Raw genomic sequence first — 21,299 nt, 5'->3', positions numbered from 1 at the left:
GTCGGAGCCGGGCCCAATAGGCCTCGTCGCGATCACTTCCGGCACCTCGATCGCGAGGGCCGTGTGCCCCGCATCGCCCGTCGGTGGCCACCGCTGTCACTGGTGGTGTCCGGAGGAGTCTTCGGTCGTGGACACCACCCCGAGTCACTCCCGGGATCAGTCCATGGTGTGTGCTGACGTCGGGCACAGATGCCCAGCGGGCACCTCCAGAGGAGGAAGCGTGATTGCCTTTTCTCCTCTCCACGGCTGGGCCTGCACGACGGGGACGCGGTCGGCACCTACCCTCGCGTGGGGGCGGAGCCCCGCCCCCACGCCCGACTACGTGATGGGAACGCTGACCTCGCCGAACGGGCCTGCGTCCAGCGTGACCTCGTTGGTCTCCGGCGACGGCGCGGGGAACATCATGGCCAGACGGAAGCTCTCACCGGAACCGATCGCGCGGGAGCGCTCCGCGATCGGAACGTACTTGTCCTTGTAGAACATCAGCAGCGGGTAGCGAGCCAGTTCCGGGTCGGACTGCAGGATCCGGAAGCCGCTCAGCGACTCGCCCCCCTTCTTGGTGTGCCTCCGCAGCGACGGGTCGTCCCCCAGATCGGGTGTGCGGAATCCGCTCCCGTTGTTGGTGATCTCGAATTCGGCGACCAGGTGGGCACCGTCACGCAGCAGCGGGTACACGGCAAGATCGAAATCCCTGTCCTGCTTCTTAGCCACCGGCTTCCCTGGATCCGAACGGTAGGACGCAGGGAGCCCAACATGCCGCTCGGCGGCGGCGATTCCGGCCCCGTCGTCCGACGCGTCGGCTTCCTTGCCACGACGTCCGGAGGAGACCTTGTAGGAGAGCTCTACGCGCCGGTTGCGCTTGCGTGCCTCCTCGTCGTCCTTCCCGCCCTCCTCGGCGATCGGTTCGGAGCTGCCCTTGCCCGAGACGTCGAAGTCGTGTCCTCCGTCCAGCAGAGATTCCAGTTTCTCCCGGACGGCCTGGGCTCGCTTCTCGGACAGTTTCTGGTTGTAGGCGTCGTCGCCGACGCCGTCGCTGTGTCCCGTGATCACGATGGGCCCGGCGGCATCGGCCCCGTTCGTCTCGATGGAGGCGGCGGCGTCGGCCAGGAGATCGGCTGCCTCGTCGGTCAGTTCGGCCTTGTCGAACGCGAACAGCACATCCGCATCGAGGGCGATGGTCTCCTCATCTCCTTCACGGATCAGCGTGCTGTCGGCCCCCTCCACGTATCCCTGGGCGTCCAAGACGAACTCGTGCTGGTCGCCGTCGGGCTCGCGGACCGGCCAGTCCAGCGTTTCTCCCGGTTTGGGCTCGCGCTTCTTCCCGTCGACGCCGGGCTCCGGAATCGGGCGGTGCTCGTCCACCCGTTGCACCGGGACCCCCGTCATGACCCCCGCTCCGAACCCAAGGAAGGTGACGTACTCGACGTGGTCGGGCAGCGGCGGGAAATAGAACCGCAACGCGTTGTCGACGCCCTTGAGGAAGGGCACGTCATCCCCGTCGTCATGACTGCCGTAGAAGTCCCGGGCAGGGGAGTCGAGTGGCCGGTCGGCCATCATCGGATATGCCGTGCCGTCGACGGGATCGATGAGGATGGGCTTCGTGTTGTCAAAGGAGAGATTGGTGAGCGTGTCGCCCTGATTGGTGAGGGTCAGGTGGACCGCGGTGGATTCGTCGGTGGCCTCGACCGCCTCCAGCTCCAGTTGGGCCGCTGCGTTGTCTCCGTACTTATTGAAGAGCATGACCTCACGGGTGAACGCCTCAGGGACGGCGACCTCGGACTTCCGCTCCTGCGAGGCATCTTTTGAATCGGCCGAGTCTGCTCCGTCGAACAGTCCGCACGAGGCTGTGACCAGGACGAGGGGAGCACATGCCACCAGGGCTCCCAAGCGTCTGGCCCGATGGCCGAGTCCATCGGCACGGCCGCGTGTCGTGTGACGGGTGAGGGATGACAAGTGGGGGACTCCTCGCGACAGGTGGGGGTGAGGCGTCTGACCGCAGGGGGCATCGCCGACTCCGAACTCGCACACGACGATATCGACGCCCACGGATCGACCGACGACGTGTGCGGCTGCTGCGCGCTCCCGCTGTCGGTCGTGGGGAACGGGACCGAGCGCATCAGGGGCGAGCCGCGATCCATTGCCCGGTGGAACTCACCTGCTCCCCGTCCCACGTTTTGGGCCCCGCCACCCGCTGGCGCCCAGCCGCACCCTCGGCAACTGCCACGACACAAGAATGCCCCGCGATCTTAATTCCCAGATCACGGGGCATTTCTCAGGTTCAAGTAGGTGTGGTCAGGGGCGGGGTCGGACCGACGGCCGTCCGCTTTTCACGCGGCTCACCGTGCCATCTTCATTGCGCATCTGACCTGCGAAAAATCTGTTATTGACCATGCGCCTCGTCAACGCAGTCACGTATCGGGAGCAGGGCGGGAGTATAGTCGCGCGGCGCGTCCCTGCGCTCTCACGACGCGCTCACCTGCGTCGACGTCGAGGTGCTCCAGGTCAGACGCTGCGAGCTACCCGCCCTCCACGTCGGCGATGTAAAGCCCTCCCGCGAATGAAGAGCTCCATTCCAGCGGATCAGCCTCGACCAGCGAGAGCGGGAGCCCCTGTTCGCGCAGCTCCGAATGCAGTAGAGGGAACGGGGGCCGAGAATTTACATTCCCTTTACGCTGCCACCCTGCTGTCCGGGTGGCTGGGCGGTTGATATACGATCCTCTGCGCCAGATGTCTTCTTTGTCGGTCTGAGAGTTATACGTGGCCGTATCGCATTGTTAGTCGCTGTATCGGTCGCGTTTGACCAGAAAACGGGGGATTCGTGGTCGACTCTGAAAGCGTGCCGCGGGCATCCGTGTCCGGAACTTCCAGCACAGGAACGGACGACGCACGGAACGAACGGCGGCTGCTGTGGCGTGCCGCTGTGGTGCTGGCGGCCGCCATGGGTATCGGACGGTTCGTCTACACCCCGATCCTGCCGATGATGGAGCAGCAGGCGGGGTTGAGCGCCGTATCGGGTGCCCAGATCGCCACCGCCAACTATCTGGGCTACATCGCCGGGGCGGTGCTGCTGAGCGTGCTTCCGTCCCTGGCGACCTCCCGCGTGGTCGCACGGGGCTCACTGGCGCTCCTCGTCGCCACACTCGCGTCGATGCCGCTGGTCACCACCGCGCCCGCGTGGATGGCGCTGCGGTTCCTCGCCGGAGTGGCCAGTGCGGTCATCTTCATCGTGGCCGCGCAGGCGCTCCTGCGCACACTACGGAGGAACCCGCACCTGTCCGGCTGGTCCTACGGAGGGGTCGGGCTGGGCATCGCGCTCTCCGGGACCGTGGTGCTGGTGGCCGGGCCCGCGACGTCCTGGCCGGTGTTCTGGTACCTCTCCGCTGTGCTGGCGCTGCTCCTCGGTGCGCCGGTGTGGACGCTGATCGACCGGGCCGCGGATCCGCGCGAGGCCGCAAGCGGGACAGGCGGCGCGGGGCCGGGTCCCCGACGAGCGTTCCAGCTGCTGCTCGCGGGCTACTTCCTCGAAGGCGTCGGCTACATCATCGCCGCGACGTTCCTCGTGGCGGCGCTCGCCGGGTCCGGTCTGACCTGGTTGGGCAACGGCGCCTGGGTGCTGGTCGGCGTGGCGGCCATTCCATCGTGCGTGCTGTGGTCGTACTGGTCCCGCCGCGTTTCCCGGCCGACCTTGCTGGTGATGGCGCTGCTGGTGCAGGCGGCCGCTGTGGCGCTCCCCGGCGTCACCGAGAACGCCGCGATGGTCGTCGTCTCGGCCGTCCTGTTCGGCGGCACCTTCATGGGAATCACCACGCTGGCGCTGGCCGCCGGTGCCGAACTCAACGTCCCGCGCTCGGCCGCCGCACTCACGACCGCCTACGGGCTGGGCCAGGTCCTGGGGCCGCTGATCGTCCAGCCAACCCTCGACCACGGCTACCAGCCGGCGCTGCTCATCGGCGGCGCGATCCTGGTGGCGGGGGCGGTGGTAGTGCTGCTCCTCCGGACGTTCTCCTGGCCCGGCGCTCCCGTGCCCACGCGCCGAGTGTCATCCCGCGCCCGCTAGCGCATCCGCCGAGTACGGAGTCCTGGCCCCAACCGCCGGCTCCGACCCGTCCCCCTGCACAGAAATCGGCATGAGAACAGAAAAGGCAACCGTGACCAGGAACATCGCTATCGTCGGGCTTGGGCCGCGAGGAATGTCCACGCTGGAGAGAATCGTCGAGAACGCCCGCCTCCACCCCCATTCCCCGGTTGTCGTGCACGCGATCGATGCGGAATCACCGGGGGCGGGATCCGTCTGGCGCCCGACGCAGTCCTGGCACCTGCTGATGAACACGGTGGCATCACAGGTCACGCTGTTCAACGACACCAGTGTCCGGTGCCGCGGGCCGATCGTGCCCGGGCCGAGCCTGTACGAGTGGATTCAACGGGGCGGCGCGGACGAGCTCGACGATCCGGAGCTGCGCGCCCAGGCGGCCCGGCTCGCGGCCGACGACTACCCGACCCGCGCCCTGTACGGCAGGTACCTGCACTGGGTTCTCGACCACGTCCGCGCGGGGCTGCCCGCCAACGTCCGATTACACGTCCACACCGACCGGGTGCTCGCGGTCACTGCTCTGGGGTCCGGCGGGTACGCCGTTGTCCCGTCCCACAGCACCCAGGCGATCACCGTGGACAAGGTCGTGCTGGCACTCGGGCACCTGCCGGCGAGCCTGCGCGAGCGGGAGCGCCGCCTGGAGGCGTTCGCGATCACGCACGGGCTGCAGTACATCCCGCCCGCGAACCCGGCGGACATCGACCTGGCCGATGTGACGGAGCGCAACACTGTGCTCGTGAACGGCCTCGGACTCAACTTCTTCGACTACCTGAGCCTGCTGACCAGCGCCCGCGGAGGCCGCTTCGACGAAACCACCGGCGGCCTGGTGTACCGGCCCTCGGGAACGGAGCCCAGGATCGTCGCCGGATCCCGGCGCGGCGTTCCCTACCACGCACGCGGCGCCAACCAGAAGGGCGTGACCGGTCGGCACGTCCCGCGGTTCCTCACCCCGGAGACCATCGAGCGTCTGCGGGCCCGGGCGCGCGGCGTCGGCGGGCTCGACTTCTACGACGACGTGTGGCCCCACATCACCAACGAGGTCGCGTTCGTCTACTACTGCGCGATGGCCCGGCAGTCGGACCCCGCGGCCGACCGCCGCGCCTTCGCCACGGAACTCGTCACGGCACTGACCCACGGGCCGGAGCACACGCGCCCGCTGCTGCGTCGGCACGGCATCGGCGGGGACACCGAGTGGAACTGGGACTGTATCTCCCGGCCGCTGGGAGAGGGCGTCTTCGCCTCTCCCGAAGCGTTCACCGACCGCCTGTTGGCCTACCTCCGTGAGGACCTCGTCAACTCCTACGGCGGCAACGTGGACAACCCGATCAAGTCGGCGCTGGACGCGTTGCGGGACCTGCGAAACGAGGTGCGTCAGGTCATCGACCACGGGCAGCTCACCGCGGCCTCGTACCGGGAACACGTCTCGGGCTTCTACACCCCGCTCAACGCGTTCGTCTCGATCGGGCCGCCACCGCGCCGTATCGCGGAACTGATCGCGCTGATCGAAGCCGGAATCGTGACCGTCGCCGGGCCGGGGTTCTCCGCAACGGCCGACCCGCGCGGCCACTTCACCGGGACCTCACCGGCCGTGGTCGGCGCCGAGTACACCGGGGACGTGCTCATCGACGCCCGCCTCCCGGACCCCGGCGTCGTCGGCTCGGATGACCCGCTGGTGCGCTACCTCCTCGACAGCGGGATCGGGCGGCGGCACCGGCTCCGCACGAACGGGACCGAACACGTCACCGGCGGACTGGAGGTCACCGACCGGCCCTACCGGCTGGTCGACGCGTGCGGCCGCCCGAACCCCGGCGTGCACGCGTTCGGGGTCCCCACCGAAGGGGTCCACTGGGCCACGGCCGCCGGTGTCCGGCCCGGTGTGGACTCGGTGATCCTCGGTGACGCCGACGCGATCGCCCGCTCGGTCCTCGGCCTCGACGATCCCCCGGACGGGGACCACGACGTACGGCACGAAGCCGTGTTGACCAGCGAACCGCATGCGCTTCCGGCGCACTGACCGCGAACGCGGACCAAGGGAAGGAGCGAAGGAGAACAGTGGAGCGGAGCGAAGGAGACGAGGCCGACCGCTACGCGGCCGGAGACCGGATCCGCCGGCAGGTACTGGGCGACCAATACGTGAACACTATGTTGCGCGGTTGGGAGCCTGCCAAACCCCTGCTCGACCTCATTACGGAGTTCTCCTGGGGCACTGTCTGGACGCGAGACGGGCTCGACCTCAGGACGCGGAGCCTGCTCAACGTCGGCATCCTGGCCGCGCTGAACCGCCCCGCTGAACTACGGCTGCACGTGGGCGGTGCGCTGCGCAACGGGTGCAGCGCGGAGGAACTCGCCGAAGTCGCCCTCCAGGCTGCCGTCTACGCGGGCGTCCCCGTGGGGATCGACACGATGAAGATCATCCGGGAGGAAGCCGAGAGCGCCGAAGCGGAGGCGGAGGACCCGAGCACCAGGCGCTGACCCCGTCGACTGCGCCGGGCACCTGGCGCGTCCAGGTGCCCGGGCGGTCGTGGCTGGCCCGGCCAGGGCCACCCGCGCACCGGCTCGGCGGGTCCCGGCGGTCACGCTGGCATGGAGCGGCGAGTGGGCCCGGCCGCCTCTGCCGCGCGGCGGGCCGGAGCACAAGCACAGCGAGGAGTGATGATGGCATGAGCCGGTTTGCGCGCCTGGCGTTCACGGACACGGTGCGGCAGCTGCAGCAGGACGAGGGCACCCGCCCGGCCCGCTGGAAGAACCTCGGCGAGGCCGTGGGACGGGAACGCGACCCGCTGGGCGAACGCGAGACCGAGTTCATCACGGGACGGGACGGGTTCTACCTCGGCAGTGTGGGCGAGACCGGCTGGCCCTACATCCAGTTCCGCGGTGGCCCGCCCGGGTTCGTGCACGTCGTCGACCCGTTGACGCTGGCCTACGCCGACGTTCGCGGGAACCGGCAGTACATCACCAACGGCAATCTCAAGACCGACAGTCGCGTGGCGCTGTTCTTCATGGACTACGCCCACCAGTCCCGGCTCAAGCTGTTCGGCCACGCGCACACGCGCAACCTCGACGAGGACCCCGACCTGGCCGAGCGGGTGAGCTCACCCCGCACGGCCGGCCGCGTGGAGCGGATCATGGTGATCGACCTCGAAGGCCATGACTGGAACTGTCCGAAGCACATTCCCCGTCGGCACTCCGACGCTGAACTCGCGCCGACCTACGAACGGCTCCACGCCTTGGAGAACGAAAACGCGATCCTCCGCAAGCGCCTCGCCGAACTCGGCGCGGACACCGACCCTGCGGTGTGATCGGCGGTTGCCCCGAAGGGGTAGTCGGCGTCAGCCGATTGCGGGTGGGACGTGCCCCTGAGAGACGGGAGCCCGCCGATTCCGTGGTCGGCGGGCTCGCTGGGGGCGCTGATTTCGGTCAGGTGATGGGTGGGGTGTCGTCCCGGTAGGCGCCGTCGCCGATCTGGTCGAGTCGTTCAGCTGACCAGGAGGTGGACAGCAGCGAGATGCGGCGCCCGACACGTGGGGGCGGGTTCTCCAGCTCGCGGACGAACTTCTCGACGTCGTCGTGCATGACGGTGGGCGCGCGGTCGGTGTCGGGGTTCGTGGCCACCGCGATCCACAGATGGGCGGTGCGGCGGATGGTCCAGGTTCCGGCGTAGTGGCGGCGCAGGAGCCACAGCATCGGGTCCTGCACGCCTTTTTCTTCGTTCACCGCGCTGCCCCCGCTCCTACTGCGAGGGGGTGGTAGGCGAGTCGGGGCGCATAGGTCAGGGGAGTGGGCGCCAGCCCCATGCGCTGGCGGTTCCACGCGGCCATCGCGTAGTGGCGCACCGCGCGCGCCGACCGGGCGGGGCGGGAGAGGGGCCGTGCGGGGCGCAGCACCGGAACATAGGGGCGCGTGCGCGTGGTCGAGCGCGGGCGTTGCCGACGAGTGATGGGTGGCAGAATCGGGTTCGTCATCAGTCCTCCATCGACTGAGACCGCGCCCCGGGGGTGTTCCCGCACCCGCCGGGGTCTGCTGTGTGATTTTCTTGGCAGGGTACTGCTGTATATAGCCCTCTGTATAGGGGTGCAGAGGGATCTACTAGGGTGCGCAGGTCAGAGGCCTTCTATGTTGAGGCCGTGAGTGGTACAGAAGAGCTGAAGCACGAGAGCGCAACGCCGCTGTACATGCAGTTGGCGAACATCGTCGCGGCCAAGATCGCTTCGGGTGAGCTACAGCCGGACCGGCCGATCCCCGCAGAGACACGTCTTGCGGAGCAGTACGGCATCGCCCGTCTCACTGCGCGAAGGGCCGTCCGAGAACTACAGGAACGGGGACTGGTGGTCACCGTTCCAGGCAAGGGCACCTACGTCGCCGAGTAGATGGGTCCTACCTGGGGTGCGAGAGGCGGTCGGCCTTGACCTCGGTGAGGAACGCGGACCACTCGGCCTCACCACGGTGGGGGCCTTTCTCTGACTACTCCTGTCTCACCGGGATCATGTACGCCAGCTCGTAGCGGTCCACCGGCACCACGATGTCGGCTGTCTCCACTGGCCGCTCAGCCGTGGAGTAGGTCCGCTGGATCACCATCACCACCTGCCCGCGGCTGACCCCTAGCCGGTCGACCTCCTCAGCCTCGGCCAGGCGCGCGGTGACGATCTCCGCGGCGTAGGTGATCTCCTGGCCGATCTCGCGCATCCGCTCGACGACGCCCCGCCCGGCGTGCGGCCCGTCCTCAGGCAGCACCACCGGCGTACCCCGCGTGATCTCCAGCGGCTCATAGGACGTGCTGAGCATGACCGGCTCGTCGTCGGCCGTAAACGTATAGCGGGTCCGCATCACGGGCGCTGCGGGTTCGACAGCCAGCCGATCAGCGATATCGGCAGGTGCCACAACCGTCTCTGACGAGCACTCCCAGCCACCGCGCAGTGATTGCGCGGACATGTCCGCGCGAAACGGCGACCCACCGCGCGCTTCCCGGTACCAGCTGCGTGTCAGGCGGCGCACCGGCGGCCGCGACCGCACGTAGGTGCCCGAACCCGTGCGCGCCACCACGTGCCCCTCCGCGACGAGTTGGCGGAGAGCCTGTGCCGCCGCGCCCATGCCCGCCCCGAACTCGTCGGCGATGGCCTGGCGTGACGGGAGCCGGTCACCCGGCGCGTAAATGCCCGTGATGATGCGCTGCCGCAGTTCATCGGCGATGCGCTGATACGTGGGGCGGCTCACGGGGCTCCTCGGCGGCGGATTTCCGGGGCGAATCTGCATGGACAGCTTGAGGGGAGTGAACATACAGGCGCAAGCTGTTTCATCGAGGTGCGTCACCGCGCCGAATCCCTGGGATTCACCCTGACCTGGTACCGCACGCCGGATGGGTGGCGCTTCACCCTCACCGACCACACCACCGGCCGCAAGCGCACCTCCCCCTACCTGGCCCTTGTCCAGGCACACCTGAACCGGGCGGAGAAGGCGCGGCCCCGCTGATCCCGCCCTCCCACCACTGCGCTGGGATGCCGGTCGGGGCTCCCCGGCGCGGTCGGGCCGTGGGTGTTGAGGGGCGTTCACGGTCCCGCCGTCCCCAGGGAGTGCGTGCGCGCCCCCGGAGGGAGGCATCACTCCACCGGCGACATAAGAGCGCGCCGGGTTCCCGCTCCTTCGGGCTGCTGCCGCGCAGGTCAGAGGGCCTGTGTCTGTCCTAATGATTATTTCCTACTTTGTTGGTTGACAAAGTCGATTTATCAGGAGCAGCCTGGACGTCAGGTCGACGGAGGAGCGGAGCCGCCGACCCGGGGTCGACCACCGACGCGAGGTCGGCCCCATTGGATCCGGGTCGAGGGCACTGCCGTGCGCGGAGCCGACCGTCCCTCGGTCCGGACCGTCCCCCCAATGGAGACCTATCCCCCACCCCCAATGGAGACGTACTCGGACGAAAGGCCTCACCAATGCCCGACCAGCCGACCACCCCTGAGCCGCTGCGCTTCGCCTACTGGGTGCCCAACGTCAGCGGCGGCCTTGTCACCAGCACCATCGAGCAGCGCACCGACTGGGGATACGAGTACAACCGCGAGTTAGCCGTGCTCGCCGAGAACAACGGCTTCGACTACGCGCTCTCCCAGGTGCGCTACACCGCCAGCTACGGCGCCGCCTACCAACACGAGTCCACGGGCTTCAGCCTGGCGCTCCTGCTGGCCACCCAGCGCCTGAAGCTGATCGCCGCCGTCCACCCCGGCCTGTGGCATCCCGGCGTGCTCGCGAAGTTCATCGCCACCGCCGACCAGCTCTCCGGCGGGCGCGCCGCCGTCAACGTGGTCAGCGGCTGGTTCAAGGGCGAGTTCACCGGTCTCGGCGAGCCCTGGCTGGAGCACGACGAGCGCTACCGGCGCTCGGAGGAGTTCATCCGGGTCCTGCGCGAACTGTGGAGCAGCGACTCCGCCGAGTTCAGCGGGGACTTCTACCGCATCCACGACTTCGACATCAAGCCCAAGCCCGTGGAGGTCCCGGGCCGCGCCCACCCCGAGATCTTCCAAGGCGGCAACTCCACCGCCGCCCGCAAGCAGGCCGGCCGGGTGTCGGACTGGTACTTCTCCAACGGCAAGGACTTCGAAGGTTTCACCGAGCAGGTCGACGACGTGCGGGCCGAGGCCGCGATCCACGGGCGCACCGTCCGGTTCGGGCTCAACGCCTTCCTCATCGCCCGTGACACCGAGTCCGAGGCCCGCGAAGTGTTGCGCGAGATCGTCACTAAGGCCGACACCCAGGCCGTGGAGGGCTTCCGCCAGGCCGTCGCCCAAGCGGGGAGGTCGGCCTCCGACGGCAAGGGCATGTGGGCGGACTCGGAGTTCGAGGACCTGGTCCAGTACAACGACGGCTTCCGCACCCGGCTGATCGGCGAGCCCGAGCAGATCGCCCGCCGCGTGGTGGAGTACAAGGCGCGCGGCGCGAACCTGCTGCTGCTCGGCTTCCTGCACTACCTCGAAGACGTCGCCCACTTCGGCGAACACGTCCTGCCCGTGATCCGGGAACTGGAGAAAGACGTGGACGAGCGCCTGGGCAACGGCGCCCCCGCGGAGGAGGCGGTCAGGGCTGTGCGTGCTTAGGCGCTCGCGAACCCACCCGGTACACCTGACCCGCCGTACCGACGGCCGCGTGCCGCCGTCCCACACGTGCCGCCTCGTGCCCTTTCTCCAGGTCATGCCAATTGGGATTCCAGAGGTAGGGGTCCCAGAGGCCGGGATCCCGGGGACACGGCGCGGGGCGGCCGTGCCCGAGTGCAGGAAAGGTTTTCCCATGCCCGAGACCATCACCGGCCCCACAACCGACAGGCCCGCCGACACCACCGAACCCCAGGTCCTCACCAGCGACGACGAGGCGATCGAGGTCGCCCGCGCGCTGGTGCCCCGGCTCGCCGACGGGGCGGCCAAGCGTGACAGGGAGCGCCGCCTACCGCACGCCCAGGTCCGCGAGCTGTCCCACAGCGGACTGCTGGGTATCACCGTGCCCCGCGCCCTGGGCGGCGCCGATGTGCGCGCCTCCACCGTGGCCGAAGTGCTGCGGCTGCTCGGCACCGCCGACCTCAGCCTGGCCCAGATCCCGCAGCCCCACTTCACGTTCCTCAACGCGCTGCGGCTGCGTGGGAGCGTGGAGGCCCAGCAACGGGTGTTCGGTGACGTGCTGGCAGGGGCGCTGGTGAGCAACGCCCAAGCGGAGCGTTCCGGCACGACCGCACACACCTACGCCACCCGGTTGGAACAGGAGGGGAGCCGCTATCTGATCAACGGCGTCAAGTACTACGCCACCGGTTCGCTGTTCGCCGATTGGATCGCCGTGGTCGCACCGGCCGAGACGCCGGACGGGCCGCGTCCGCACACCGCCTACGTGCGTGCCAACGCTCCGGGCGTACGGGTCGAGGACGACTGGAACGGCATGGGACAGCGCACCACCGCGAGCGGCACCGTGCACCTGGCCGACGTGGCCGTGGACCGAACGTTCGTCCTGTCCCAGTACCGGATCTTCGAGGGGCCCACCACCTACGGTGCCTTCGCGCAACTGTTGCACGCCGCGATCGACACCGGCGTGGCGCGCGGCGCGCTCTCCCAAGCGGCCGAGTTCGTGCGCGCCAAGAGCCGCCCGTGGTCCGAGAGCGGTGTAGGCACAGCCGCCGAGGACCCCCTGCTCATCCAGCGCTTCGGCGAGCTGGAGGTCGACGTGCGCTCTGCCGAGGCCTTGCTCGCCACCGCCGCCGCCCGGGTGGACGCCGCGAACGCGGTACTGGACGCGACCGTCCCGAGGGACAGCGGTCAGGCCGCAGCCGACGTCACCGCCGAGGCCTCCGTCGCCGTCGCCGCGGCCAAGGTCGTGGCGGGCCGGACGGCGGTGGCGGTCTCCTCGGCGCTGTTCGAGGTGGCGGGCACCCGCGCCACCGCCGAGGGGGAGAACCTGCATCGCCTCTGGCGCGACGCCCGCACCCACACCGTCCACGACCCCGTGCGCTGGAAGGTGCAGCGCATCGGCGACCACTGCCTCAACCGGCGCCGTCCCCCACGCCACGGCCAGTTGTAGCGCCCCGATCCAACCACCCAATGTCCCCTTCGCCGCAGCCGCCCCCGCCACGTCCTGAACCGGAGACCCAACCATGACCACCACCGTTCTCGTCGGCAATCCCCGCGCCGGATCACGCACGGCGGCCGGCGCTCTGGCGGTGGCCCGCCACGCCGTGCGCGCCGCCGGCCTCTCGGAGGAGGCGCACCTGGTCGAGTTGTCCTACTTGGCGCCGTCGCTGCTCGCGCCGGGACCGCCGCCCGGCGTGGGCGCGGCGCTGGCGCGGGCGCGCGCCTCCGACCTGCTGGTCGTGGCCAGCCCCACGTACAAGGCCACGTACACCGGTCTGCTGAAGGTGTTCCTTGACCTCCTGCCCTCGGGCGGACTGTCCGGGGTGACGGCGGTACCCGTGCTGGTGATGGGCTCGCCCGCGCACACCCTGGCCGTGGACGTGCACCTGCGTCCGCTGTTGCTGGAGCTTGGCGCGGCCGTGCCCACCACCGGGTTGGCGCTGCCGCAGGACGCCATCACCACCGATGGGGGAGGAGGTGACACATCCCTGCTCGACGAGGTCCTGGAACCCTGGGCCGCGGACGCCGCCCCGTGGTTGCGGGCCTCCCTCCGCGCCCCCTCTTCCACCACCACCTGAGTTCCCCACGATCAGGGAGAAGTCCGATGAGTACCACGGAGGCCGTCGCCCACCCTCACGCCCCTGCTGAGGCCGACCACGTCCGCGCGACGCTGCGCCACCATCCGGCCGGGGTCGTCATTGTCACCGCGAGTGTGGACGGTCAGCCGGTCGGCCTGACCGCCACGTCGTTCACCAGCGTGAGCCTCAACCCGCCGCTGGTGGCCTTCTATATCGCCGAATCCTCGTCGACCTGGTCGCGACTGCGCCTGGCCGGGGAGTTCGGGGTGCACCTGCTCGCTGAGGAGCAGTCTGACCTGGCGGCGCGGTTCGCCCGCAAGGATGTGGACCGGTTCGCCGAGCCGACGTCGTGGCGCCCGGGCCCGGAGGCGGTGCCCTTGCTGGACGGCGCGTCCGCGCACCTGGTGTGCCGCAGGTTCGACACCCGACTGATCGGTGACCACTGGCTGGTGGTCGGAGAAGTCACCCACACACTGGTACTGGAGGACCTTCGGCCGCCATTGCTCTACCACGGGGGCGCCTTCGGTGGGTTCGCCCCGCTCCCCTAGTTCGGGCCTTCAGCGTCGCCCGATGCGGGAGGGCGGGTTCTCCGGTTCGCGGGGCCGGCTGGTATGTGCGTGTTTCGGACGTGCTGAATTGGTAGATAGTGAAGGGCTTATTCGCCGCCCGTGGTCGGCGTTTTCGTTTTCGTGACCTTGCGGGCGTCACTTTAGGTAATGGGATGACCGGTTCTGTAGTGAAGGTTCGCTGCTCTCGAGCGGATTGAGGCTCCGCTTTACCAGCGGAATGTATGTGCGTCCGCCCTCGAGTTCGCCGCATGTGTGACGGATGCTCGGAAATGTGGCAACGGTGCGTGTTGCGGCGATATAGATCACACCATTGCACTCTCGGAGCGGCGGTGGGGTGAGCGCCACCATGCCGATTGCGTGGTTCGTTGAATCGCACCCCTTCGATCCCGGGTTGTCTGTTCCCTGATCTCGAACCGGAGCATCCCTATGGCCCGAAGCATGCCCTCCGCTGGTGACCAACCGACCTCAGCCGTCTACACGGACCGCTGGATCCGCTACTACGACTTCGTCGTCCTCACACTCTCCACCCGACTGGCCTGGGGCTGCCCCGAGCCTCGGCTCGTGGACCTGTACAAGCGAAACCTCGGTTCGCGGCACCTCGATGTCGGTGTGGGTACAGGCAAACTGCTGGATACCGCGGCGGCGTCCGCCGCACGGGACGCTTTCGGCGAGCTGCACCTGCTCGACATCAACCCCGACCCGCTGCGGCTGACCGCGCAGCGCCTGCGCCGCTTCTCCCCGGTCACGCACCAGGCCGACGCGCTGGGCACCTGGCCGCTCGTGGACAGCACCCTCACCTCGGTCTGCGCGTCGCTGGTACTGCACACCCTGCCGGACCAAGGGCTCGGCTTCGCCGGGAAGGCCTCCTTCTTCGATCAGGCGGCCCGGGTACTGGAGCCAGGCGGGCGGTTCTTCGGTTCCACCGTCGTCAGCGACGTGGCGTTCGCCCGCCGCAACCCGCTGGCTCGGCTCCTCATGTCCGTCTACAACCGGCGCGAGATCTTCACGAACGCTCGCGATACCTCCACGGACCTGCGCGCCGAACTCGAGGCGCGCTTCACCAACGTCCGTGTCCAGGTGCGCGGCTGCACGGCGCTGTGGGAGGCGGACGCCCGATGACCACCCCGACCTTCCCTGGCGGTTCCGCCATCGCGATCACGGGCATGTCCTGCCGTCTGCCGGGCGGCATCACCACCCCCGCCGAGCTGTGGGACGCGCTTGTCGCCGGGCGCGACCTCATCAGCGACACCCCCGCCCCCGACGAGCCGAGACCGGAGTCCCTCTTCCCGGCCGGGCTCCTCGATCGCGGGGACTTCGAGGGGTTCGACCGCAAGCACTTCAGGGTGCCCAATTTCGAAGCATCCACCTTGGACCCCCAACAGAGGTGGTTGAGCGAGGTGGTCGACGAGGCGCTCCAGGACGCCGGTATCGCGCCGTCCTCGCTGCGCGGCACCAACACGGGCGTGTGGATCGGATCGTCCTCCATCGACCAGGCCACCCACACCCTGGGGGCGGACTACGGCACGGTCGTCACCGCGCTCGGGGCGGCACCCAGCCTCCTCTCCAACCGCCTCTCCTACAACTTCGACTTCCGCGGCCCGTCGATGACCATCGACACCGCCTGCTCGGCCAGCCTGGTCGCTTTCCACAACGCCTGGATCGCCCTGCAGACGGGTGACGCCGACCTGGCGGTCGTCGGCGGCGCCAACGTCCTGCTCAACGAGCACAACACCCGCGCTTTCGTGATGTCGGGCATGCTCGGCCCCGGCGGGCGCTGCCGCCCCTTCGACACCGCGGGCGACGGCTACGTGCGCTCCGAGGGCGCGGGGGTCGTCATCCTGCAGAGGGCCGAGGACGCCCGTGCCCACGGCTCCCCGATACGAGCGCTCATCCTGGGCAGCGGCGTGAACTCCGACGGGCGCAGCCGTACCGGCATCGTCCGTCCCAGCCTCGATTCCCAACGCGAGCTGCTGCGCCGCGTCTACGAGCGGTCCGGGGTCGACCCGGCCACGGTGGACTACGTGCAGGCGCACGGCACCGGTACCAGCGACGGCGACGGCGTCGAAGCGCGCTCCCTTGGCGACGTCCTGGGCCGGGCCCCCGGCCGGGACCGCGCGCTGCTGGTGGGCGCGGTGAAGTCCAACGTCGGCCACCTCGAAGGCGGAGCCGGGGTCATCGGCCTCATCGCGACGGTCCTCGCCATGCGCCACGCCACCGCCCCACCCGTCGTCCACCACACCGATCCGCGCGAAGGCCTGGCGGACCACGGACTGGAGGTGCCCACGCACCCGCGCCCGTGGCCCACGAGGGACACGCACGTCGCCGGAGTGAGCTCCTACGGGTTCGGCGGGACCAACGCGCACGTCATCATCCGGTCTCCGGCTCCCGTGTCCGACGGGCGCGGGGCGGACGGCCCCGACGTGCGGCATCAGACCGCCGACACCGCCCACCTGATCCCGGTCTCGGCATCAACACCGGCGGCACTGGCCGCCACCGCCCAGCGCTGGGCCGACCACATCCGGCCGAACCACCAGCTAGGGGCGCTCGCCGCCACGGCCTCCCACCGCCGCGACCACCTCCGGCACCGTGCGGGGGTCGTCGCGGACACCCCGGAGCTGGCACACCAGGCCCTGGCGGCCCTGGCCAGCGGCGACGAGCACCCCGCCCTGGTCGGTCCGCGCCCGGTCGGCCGTGTCGACAAGGTCGTCTTCGTCTTCTCCGGGCACGGAGGGCACAGGGAGCGCATGGGCGAACGCCTCGCCGCGACCGAACCCGCCTTCGCCGCCGCCCGCGACGCGGCCAACGACGCACTCGCCGCCCACCTGCACCGCGCGCCCTGGAGACCCGGGGATCCGCTTCGGGGGATGGACACCATCCAGCCCGCGCAGTTCGCCACGCAGGTCGGCCTGGCCGCGCTGTGGCGGGAATGGGGCATCACACCCGACATCGTGATCGGCCATTCCCTCGGTGAGGTCGCCGCCGCCCACACCGCTGGGGCCCTCACCCTCGACGACGCCGCCCGCCTGGTGGTCGAGCGCTCGGCGCTGCTGGCCGAGGCCTCCGCCCATGGCGGACTGCTGGCCACCGACCTGGATGCCGAGACCGCGGAAAAGGAGGCGGCCGAGGCCGGAGCGACCGTGGCCGTCTACAACGGACCCAGCGCCACCGTCCTGGCCGGACCCCACGCGGTCCTGGCCGACCTGAATGCGCGGCTGACCCGGGATGGCGCGCGGACCCACCTGTTCGAAGAAGCGACCCCCGTCCACAGCCCTCTCATTACCGAACACACGCACAGGTTGGAGGAGGCGCTGGCCGGTCTGCGTCCGGGGGCCGCCCGCACCACCATGTGGTCGACCGCCATCGGCGCCCCCATCGACGGCACCGACCTCGACGCCGCCTACTGGGGCCGCCAGATGCGCGCCCCCGTTCGCCTGCACTCCGCCATCGCGGCCCTGGCCGCCCGGCACCGCTGCCTGTTCATCGAGATCGCCCCGCGCCCGGTCCTGGTCGGCGCACTCACCGACACCCTCGCCCACGTCCCTGGGTACGATCCCGCCGATGCCCCCGTGGTCGCGGCTACGCGCCCGGTCGCCGACGCCGACTATGACGAGCGCGCCGATCTCCTGCGGGCCCTGGGAACGGTCGCCACCCACGGCCGCGTGCCCGCCTGGCCGGTCCCCGCCGACCTGGACGCGGTCGATCTCCCGCCGCGCTGCTGGGCCCGTCCCGACGCCGAGCATGTCGCCGAGCACGCCCGGGCCGTGGCCGCCCTCACCGGCGCCGCCACCGAGCAGGAACGGGACGAGGCGGCGACCCACCTGCTCCGCCGCATCGTCACCGGCCTCACCGGGCGTTCGGAGAAGGAGCTCCCCTTCGACGCCCCGCTGTACGAGTTGGGGGTGGGGTCCCTCGACGTGTACCGGCTGCGCGCCCGCATCCGCCGCATCACCGGCGCTGACACCCAGGTGATGCCGGATACCACCCTCGTCGACGTGGCGGGGATGCTCACCGCGTGGGCCACCGGACAGGCGGCCGAACGAACGACCCACGAGACAGCAGCCGACACCTCCACGCCGAAAACCGGCGAGACGACCAGCGCCAGAACCACCGAGTCCAGCGGCGCACCGGGGTGAGAAAGCCTCATTTCCCATAGACCGTCCCTTCGGGCACGGGGGCGGTCTATGGGACGATAACCCCGCTATCCGGCCGACGCCGCGATTCCGGCTCATCACCACCCCCACGGCGAGGGCGCCCCAGGCCCAGCAGGACCGCGCCTCGGTCGGTTACGGACAGTGAGGAGATGATGTGCGCAGGATATTGATCGTCGGTGCCGGACAGAGCGGGCTCCACCTCGCCCACACTCTGCTCGACCACGGCTATGAAACCACCGTCGTTACCGCTCAGAGCTCCACCGAGATCCGGAACAGCCGCCCTTCAGCCACCCAGCTCACCATGCCCCGAGTCCTGGAGATGGAGCGCGCCGCCCGCCTCGACCGGTGGCAGGAACAAGCCCCTCGCTACACCGGGGCGAGAGTGTCACTACGCCCGCAGGATCAACCCCCGATCGACTTCGGCGGCACCTTCACCAGCGGCTATGGGGTATCGGTCGACCGAAGAATGAAGATGGCCGACTGGCTGGAGCACTTCGAGGACCGCGGTGGTAAGGTCATCATCCACGGCGTCACCGTGACCGACCTCGACTACTTCACGCGCATGTTCGACCTGATCATCGTCGCGGTCGGGGCCGGCGAGCTCGGCGCCCTGTTCGACGCCGACCCGCATCGCGTGGGCGGTGCCTACGAAGGGGTCCTCACCCAGGCGATCCTGACCGGCGTCGCCCCGCCCGAGGGCGCGCAGACCCAGGACGTCGGCGAGGCGATCTCCCTTGGTCCGCGCGACTCCGCGGACGGCCGACAGCTGCCCGGCGGCGACCTCTTGATCGTTCCGATGCTGTGCGCCGATGGCCCCGCCACCAGCGTGTTCGTGAAGGGACGTCCCGGATCGGCGCTCGACTGCAGCCCCGACCTGCGCAATCGCGCCACCGAGCAGGACATCCTGGATGTCCTCATGCGTCGCCTGCGCGACCACGTGCCCGACGTGGCCGCGCGCTGCGAGGGGGCGGCACTCGTCGACGACCGATCCGCGAACCTCGACCGGATCGTCCCCTCGGTCCGCCGCCCGGTGGGGATCCTCCCGTCGGGAGGACGCGTGCTCGGGATGGCCGACGTGGTCCTGACCAGCGACCCGACCAGCGGCCAGGGCTGGAACAACTCGACGCTGTGCGCCGACGTGTACCTGAACGCGATCAAGTACCGGGGCGAGGCCCCCTTCACCGAGGAGTGGATGGAGCGGACGTTCGACGCGTTCTGGGAGGACCACGGGCGGCACGCCGCTGTCTTCAGCGAGATGGTCACGGGCTTCTGGGAGGGCTCCGCCCCCGAGCACTTCCCCGAGCTGATGGAGGCCGTCGTGGCCTACCCGGAGGTGCGCGACCGCTGGATCTCCGGTTTCGACCGTCCCGAGGACTACGAGAAGTGGATGTTCGACCCGGAGAAGGCCCGCGCCTACATCTCCCAGTTCTCGGCGGCATAGACCGACGTCGATAGGTCTCCGGCGGAGGGGAGGCGGCACCCCTCCCGGCCAGTGGAGTCGGCCCGGTCTGCGTTCGCCCTCACCACCAGGCCAGATAGGCGAGCAGGCAGCCGATGGCGATGAGGACGAGCCCCAGAGCGGTGAACATGTTGCTGACCCACGGGCTGAGCCAGTTCGCGGCGACGATGCGGATGTTCTCAGGGTTGTCGGGGTCGTAGTCGACGGTGACGACATCGCCGTGGCGTGAGGCCGTCCAGCCGGTGCTGTTCTGCTTGGCTTCGACGACGCGGCCGTCTTCGGTCTCGAAACGCACGATCATGCGCGCGGAGGTATTGGTCTCGCTGTAGCCGACGATCTCGCCTTCGGCGCGCACGCCGCGCGCGGCGAGGAACGCGGAGAACTGGCGGTGTCGGAGCAGCACGCCCAGCATCACTAGGCCCGCCATGATGGGCAGTAGGGGGTACAGGTACGCCACGGCTTTTCCAGTCTCGGTGCTATCGAGGGGATCTGATTCGCGCTCCCGCGCGACGGAGGTGGCCGACCGTCCCGGACGGGTCGGAGGAGTGCTCCCGACCACGTGGTCGTGGCGGCCGAAGTGGGGACGTGGGGGTTACCGTAGCGAAGACTGTCCTGACAAGGCCAGGTACCGGCGATTATCGGTCTATTGAGGCCGGTGATTGGGTCGACGACGCTGCGGCGGTCAGGACGCCACGGTCCGCTACGACGTCGAAGCCGAGGACCGGGTGCCGCCTATCGGTCTCGGGCGCCATAGCGGCCGCGCGTCGGGGGAGGGGCGTTAGGCCGCCGCGAGTTGAATGATCTCGCGCGGTCGTGATTCGCGTTCGTCGTGGTCGAGGTCCAGTCCTGCCGCCATGACGGCGGCGAAGGAGGCGTCGCGTGCCTCCTCGGACTCCCACTGCACGGTCGAGACCACCGCCTCGCCGTCGGCGGATACCCAGCACTCAGCCGAGAGACATCCCGGCGCCTGCCGGAACACCTCGGCGACCTGCTGGACGCGTGCGATGAACTCGTCCCGGTAGGAAGCGTGCGGGTAGTGGCTTGCGACCATGGCGACCTTCATGATGCTTTCCTTCGGATTGTGGTGTGAGGGCTGAGGCCGAGGACGCCGGCGACGGCGCGGGCCGTGAGTTCTTCGTCGTGGGGGGCCTGGCCGGCCAAGGCGATCGATGTGCCTTCGAGTGCGCCGACGAAGGCGAGTGCCACGGCTCCGGTCGGTGGACCATCGGGGATCGATCCGGCCTCGCGTCCGGCGTCGATGAGGGCGGCGCAGCGGTCGATGAGTGCCTGGTACTTCCGTTCGACCTCGCGCCCGACCGGATGGTCCTGACCGGCGAACTCCAGCCGCAGCGCCATCGCCACACGGGCGATGTCGCGTCGGCAGTAGACGGCGTGGCCGCGCGCGAGAGTGAGCAGGGCCGCGACCGGGTCCGACTCCTGCTCGACGGACCGGCCGACCTCCCGCCACCAGGTGTCCATAACCCATTCGGTCACGGCCAGGGTTAAGTCCTGTTTGTCCTTGAACAGGTGGTAGAGCGCGCCGCGCGTGTATCCGGCGTCCTTGGCCACCTGTTCGAGTACGAGGTTGGCGTAGCCGTAGCGGGACAGCCCGCGTGCGGCCGACGCGAGGAGGGCGTCGCGTGTCCGTGCCCTTCGGTCGGCTTGGGTGGAACGGCGGGGGCCGGCAGCATCGCGCCCCTCGGCTCCACCCGCGTGGTTATTACGTACATGCATGTATGTATGTTAATCAGCCTCGCGGCTCCCACCGCAGCGACCCCCTCATTGACCCCGTGAAGAACGGGCCGGAGCTCCAACGGCGCCCCTCCTGACCCGCGTGAACTGGGCGTCTGACCGTGGCGGT

20 protein-coding genes are annotated in these 21,299 nt (G+C 69.5%); 13 read left to right on the top strand and 7 right to left on the bottom strand.

Annotated elements, in window-relative coordinates:
• Window positions 1-318: 318 nt before the first annotated feature.
• Window positions 319-1,875 carry an OmpA family protein gene (locus CDO52_RS23685; RefSeq protein ID WP_017618651.1) on the bottom strand — a complete coding sequence of 519 codons (1,557 nt, stop codon included), beginning with the start codon at window positions 1,873-1,875 and terminating at the stop codon, window positions 319-321.
• Window positions 1,876-2,836: 961 nt separating this feature from the next.
• Between CDO52_RS23685 and CDO52_RS23680 the strand changes: the two genes are divergently transcribed.
• The 4 genes from CDO52_RS23680 to CDO52_RS23665 all read left to right on the top strand — a co-directional run bounded on the left by CDO52_RS23680 (window position 2,837) and on the right by CDO52_RS23665 (window position 7,389).
• Window positions 2,837-4,057: a YbfB/YjiJ family MFS transporter gene (locus CDO52_RS23680; RefSeq protein WP_232524304.1), complete on the top strand. Its 1,221-nt coding sequence runs from the start codon at window positions 2,837-2,839 to the stop codon at window positions 4,055-4,057.
• A gap of 70 nt (window positions 4,058-4,127) precedes the next feature.
• Window positions 4,128-6,104, top strand: coding sequence for an FAD/NAD(P)-binding protein (locus CDO52_RS23675; protein WP_094932714.1), 1,977 nt, complete (start codon window positions 4,128-4,130; stop codon window positions 6,102-6,104).
• Window positions 6,105-6,142: 38 nt separating this feature from the next.
• A complete protein-coding gene (locus tag CDO52_RS23670) occupies window positions 6,143-6,562 on the top strand; it encodes a carboxymuconolactone decarboxylase family protein (RefSeq protein ID WP_017618648.1) in 420 nt (139 codons plus the stop codon).
• A gap of 188 nt (window positions 6,563-6,750) precedes the next feature.
• A complete protein-coding gene (locus CDO52_RS23665; RefSeq protein ID WP_017618647.1) occupies window positions 6,751-7,389 on the top strand; it encodes a pyridoxamine 5'-phosphate oxidase family protein in 639 nt (212 codons plus the stop codon).
• A 118-nt stretch (window positions 7,390-7,507) separates the two neighbouring features.
• Here CDO52_RS23665 and CDO52_RS23660 read toward each other — a convergent pair whose 3' ends face one another.
• A complete protein-coding gene (locus CDO52_RS23660; protein ID WP_232524303.1) occupies window positions 7,508-7,804 on the bottom strand; it encodes a hypothetical protein in 297 nt (98 codons plus the stop codon).
• The gene (locus tag CDO52_RS27835) at window positions 7,801-8,052 is read right to left on the bottom strand and encodes a hypothetical protein (RefSeq protein ID WP_152471611.1); all 252 of its coding nucleotides are present in this window, start codon (window positions 8,050-8,052) and stop codon (window positions 7,801-7,803) included. Before CDO52_RS27835 ends, CDO52_RS23660 begins: the two co-directional genes overlap by 4 nt.
• A gap of 162 nt (window positions 8,053-8,214) precedes the next feature.
• Here CDO52_RS27835 and CDO52_RS23655 point away from each other — a divergent pair, with 162 nt between their 5' ends.
• On the top strand, window positions 8,215-8,457 hold the full coding sequence (locus tag CDO52_RS23655; RefSeq protein ID WP_026125798.1) for a GntR family transcriptional regulator: 243 nt from the start codon (window positions 8,215-8,217) through the stop codon (window positions 8,455-8,457).
• 94 nt (window positions 8,458-8,551) lie between these two features.
• On the opposite strand, the gene CDO52_RS23650 is transcribed toward CDO52_RS23655, so the two are convergent.
• On the bottom strand, window positions 8,552-9,301 hold the full coding sequence (locus CDO52_RS23650) for a GntR family transcriptional regulator (protein ID WP_198345784.1): 750 nt from the start codon (window positions 9,299-9,301) through the stop codon (window positions 8,552-8,554).
• 87 nt (window positions 9,302-9,388) lie between these two features.
• On the opposite strand from CDO52_RS23650, the gene CDO52_RS27830 reads away from it, so the two are divergent.
• The 8 genes from CDO52_RS27830 to CDO52_RS23615 all read left to right on the top strand — a co-directional run bounded on the left by CDO52_RS27830 (window position 9,389) and on the right by CDO52_RS23615 (window position 19,420).
• Window positions 9,389-9,556 carry a hypothetical protein gene (locus CDO52_RS27830; RefSeq protein ID WP_017618643.1) on the top strand — a complete coding sequence of 56 codons (168 nt, stop codon included), beginning with the start codon at window positions 9,389-9,391 and terminating at the stop codon, window positions 9,554-9,556.
• Between the two features lie 458 nt (window positions 9,557-10,014).
• Window positions 10,015-11,169, top strand: coding sequence for a dimethylsulfone monooxygenase SfnG (gene sfnG, locus CDO52_RS23645; RefSeq protein ID WP_017618642.1), 1,155 nt, complete (start codon window positions 10,015-10,017; stop codon window positions 11,167-11,169).
• A 190-nt stretch (window positions 11,170-11,359) separates the two neighbouring features.
• Window positions 11,360-12,631 carry an SfnB family sulfur acquisition oxidoreductase gene (locus tag CDO52_RS23640; protein ID WP_017618641.1) on the top strand — a complete coding sequence of 424 codons (1,272 nt, stop codon included), beginning with the start codon at window positions 11,360-11,362 and terminating at the stop codon, window positions 12,629-12,631.
• 73 nt (window positions 12,632-12,704) lie between these two features.
• Complete coding sequence (locus tag CDO52_RS23635) at window positions 12,705-13,259, top strand: NADPH-dependent FMN reductase (RefSeq protein WP_094932713.1); 555 nt, start codon at window positions 12,705-12,707, stop codon at window positions 13,257-13,259.
• A 26-nt stretch (window positions 13,260-13,285) separates the two neighbouring features.
• A complete protein-coding gene (locus CDO52_RS23630; protein ID WP_017618639.1) occupies window positions 13,286-13,807 on the top strand; it encodes a flavin reductase family protein in 522 nt (173 codons plus the stop codon).
• A 459-nt stretch (window positions 13,808-14,266) separates the two neighbouring features.
• On the top strand, window positions 14,267-14,947 hold the full coding sequence (locus CDO52_RS23625) for a class I SAM-dependent methyltransferase (RefSeq protein ID WP_026125797.1): 681 nt from the start codon (window positions 14,267-14,269) through the stop codon (window positions 14,945-14,947).
• Window positions 14,944-17,961, top strand: coding sequence for a type I polyketide synthase (locus CDO52_RS23620; RefSeq protein ID WP_017618637.1), 3,018 nt, complete (start codon window positions 14,944-14,946; stop codon window positions 17,959-17,961). Before CDO52_RS23625 ends, CDO52_RS23620 begins: the two co-directional genes overlap by 4 nt.
• Window positions 17,962-18,133: 172 nt before the next feature.
• Window positions 18,134-19,420, top strand: a complete 1,287-nt coding sequence (locus CDO52_RS23615) for a styrene monooxygenase/indole monooxygenase family protein (RefSeq protein ID WP_026125796.1) — start codon at window positions 18,134-18,136, stop codon at window positions 19,418-19,420.
• A 79-nt stretch (window positions 19,421-19,499) separates the two neighbouring features.
• Here the strand turns inward: CDO52_RS23615 and CDO52_RS23610 are convergent, their stop codons facing one another.
• The 3 genes from CDO52_RS23610 to CDO52_RS23600 form a co-directional block, all read right to left on the bottom strand.
• Window positions 19,500-19,895 (bottom strand): DUF3592 domain-containing protein, encoded by a 396-nt coding sequence (locus CDO52_RS23610; protein WP_017618635.1) that lies wholly within the window; start codon window positions 19,893-19,895, stop codon window positions 19,500-19,502.
• A gap of 321 nt (window positions 19,896-20,216) precedes the next feature.
• Window positions 20,217-20,501 carry an antibiotic biosynthesis monooxygenase family protein gene (locus tag CDO52_RS23605; protein WP_017618634.1) on the bottom strand — a complete coding sequence of 95 codons (285 nt, stop codon included), beginning with the start codon at window positions 20,499-20,501 and terminating at the stop codon, window positions 20,217-20,219.
• Window positions 20,498-21,172 (bottom strand): TetR/AcrR family transcriptional regulator, encoded by a 675-nt coding sequence (locus tag CDO52_RS23600; protein WP_026125795.1) that lies wholly within the window; start codon window positions 21,170-21,172, stop codon window positions 20,498-20,500. Before CDO52_RS23600 ends, CDO52_RS23605 begins: the two co-directional genes overlap by 4 nt.
• Window positions 21,173-21,299 lie beyond the last annotated feature (127 nt).

It is taken from the genome of Nocardiopsis gilva YIM 90087 (genome assembly GCF_002263495.1).
Classification (GTDB): domain Bacteria; phylum Actinomycetota; class Actinomycetes; order Streptosporangiales; family Streptosporangiaceae; genus Nocardiopsis_C; species Nocardiopsis_C gilva.
The sequence above is the reverse complement of the archived record's forward strand: the minus strand, read 5'-3'. Positions and strand labels throughout refer to the sequence as shown.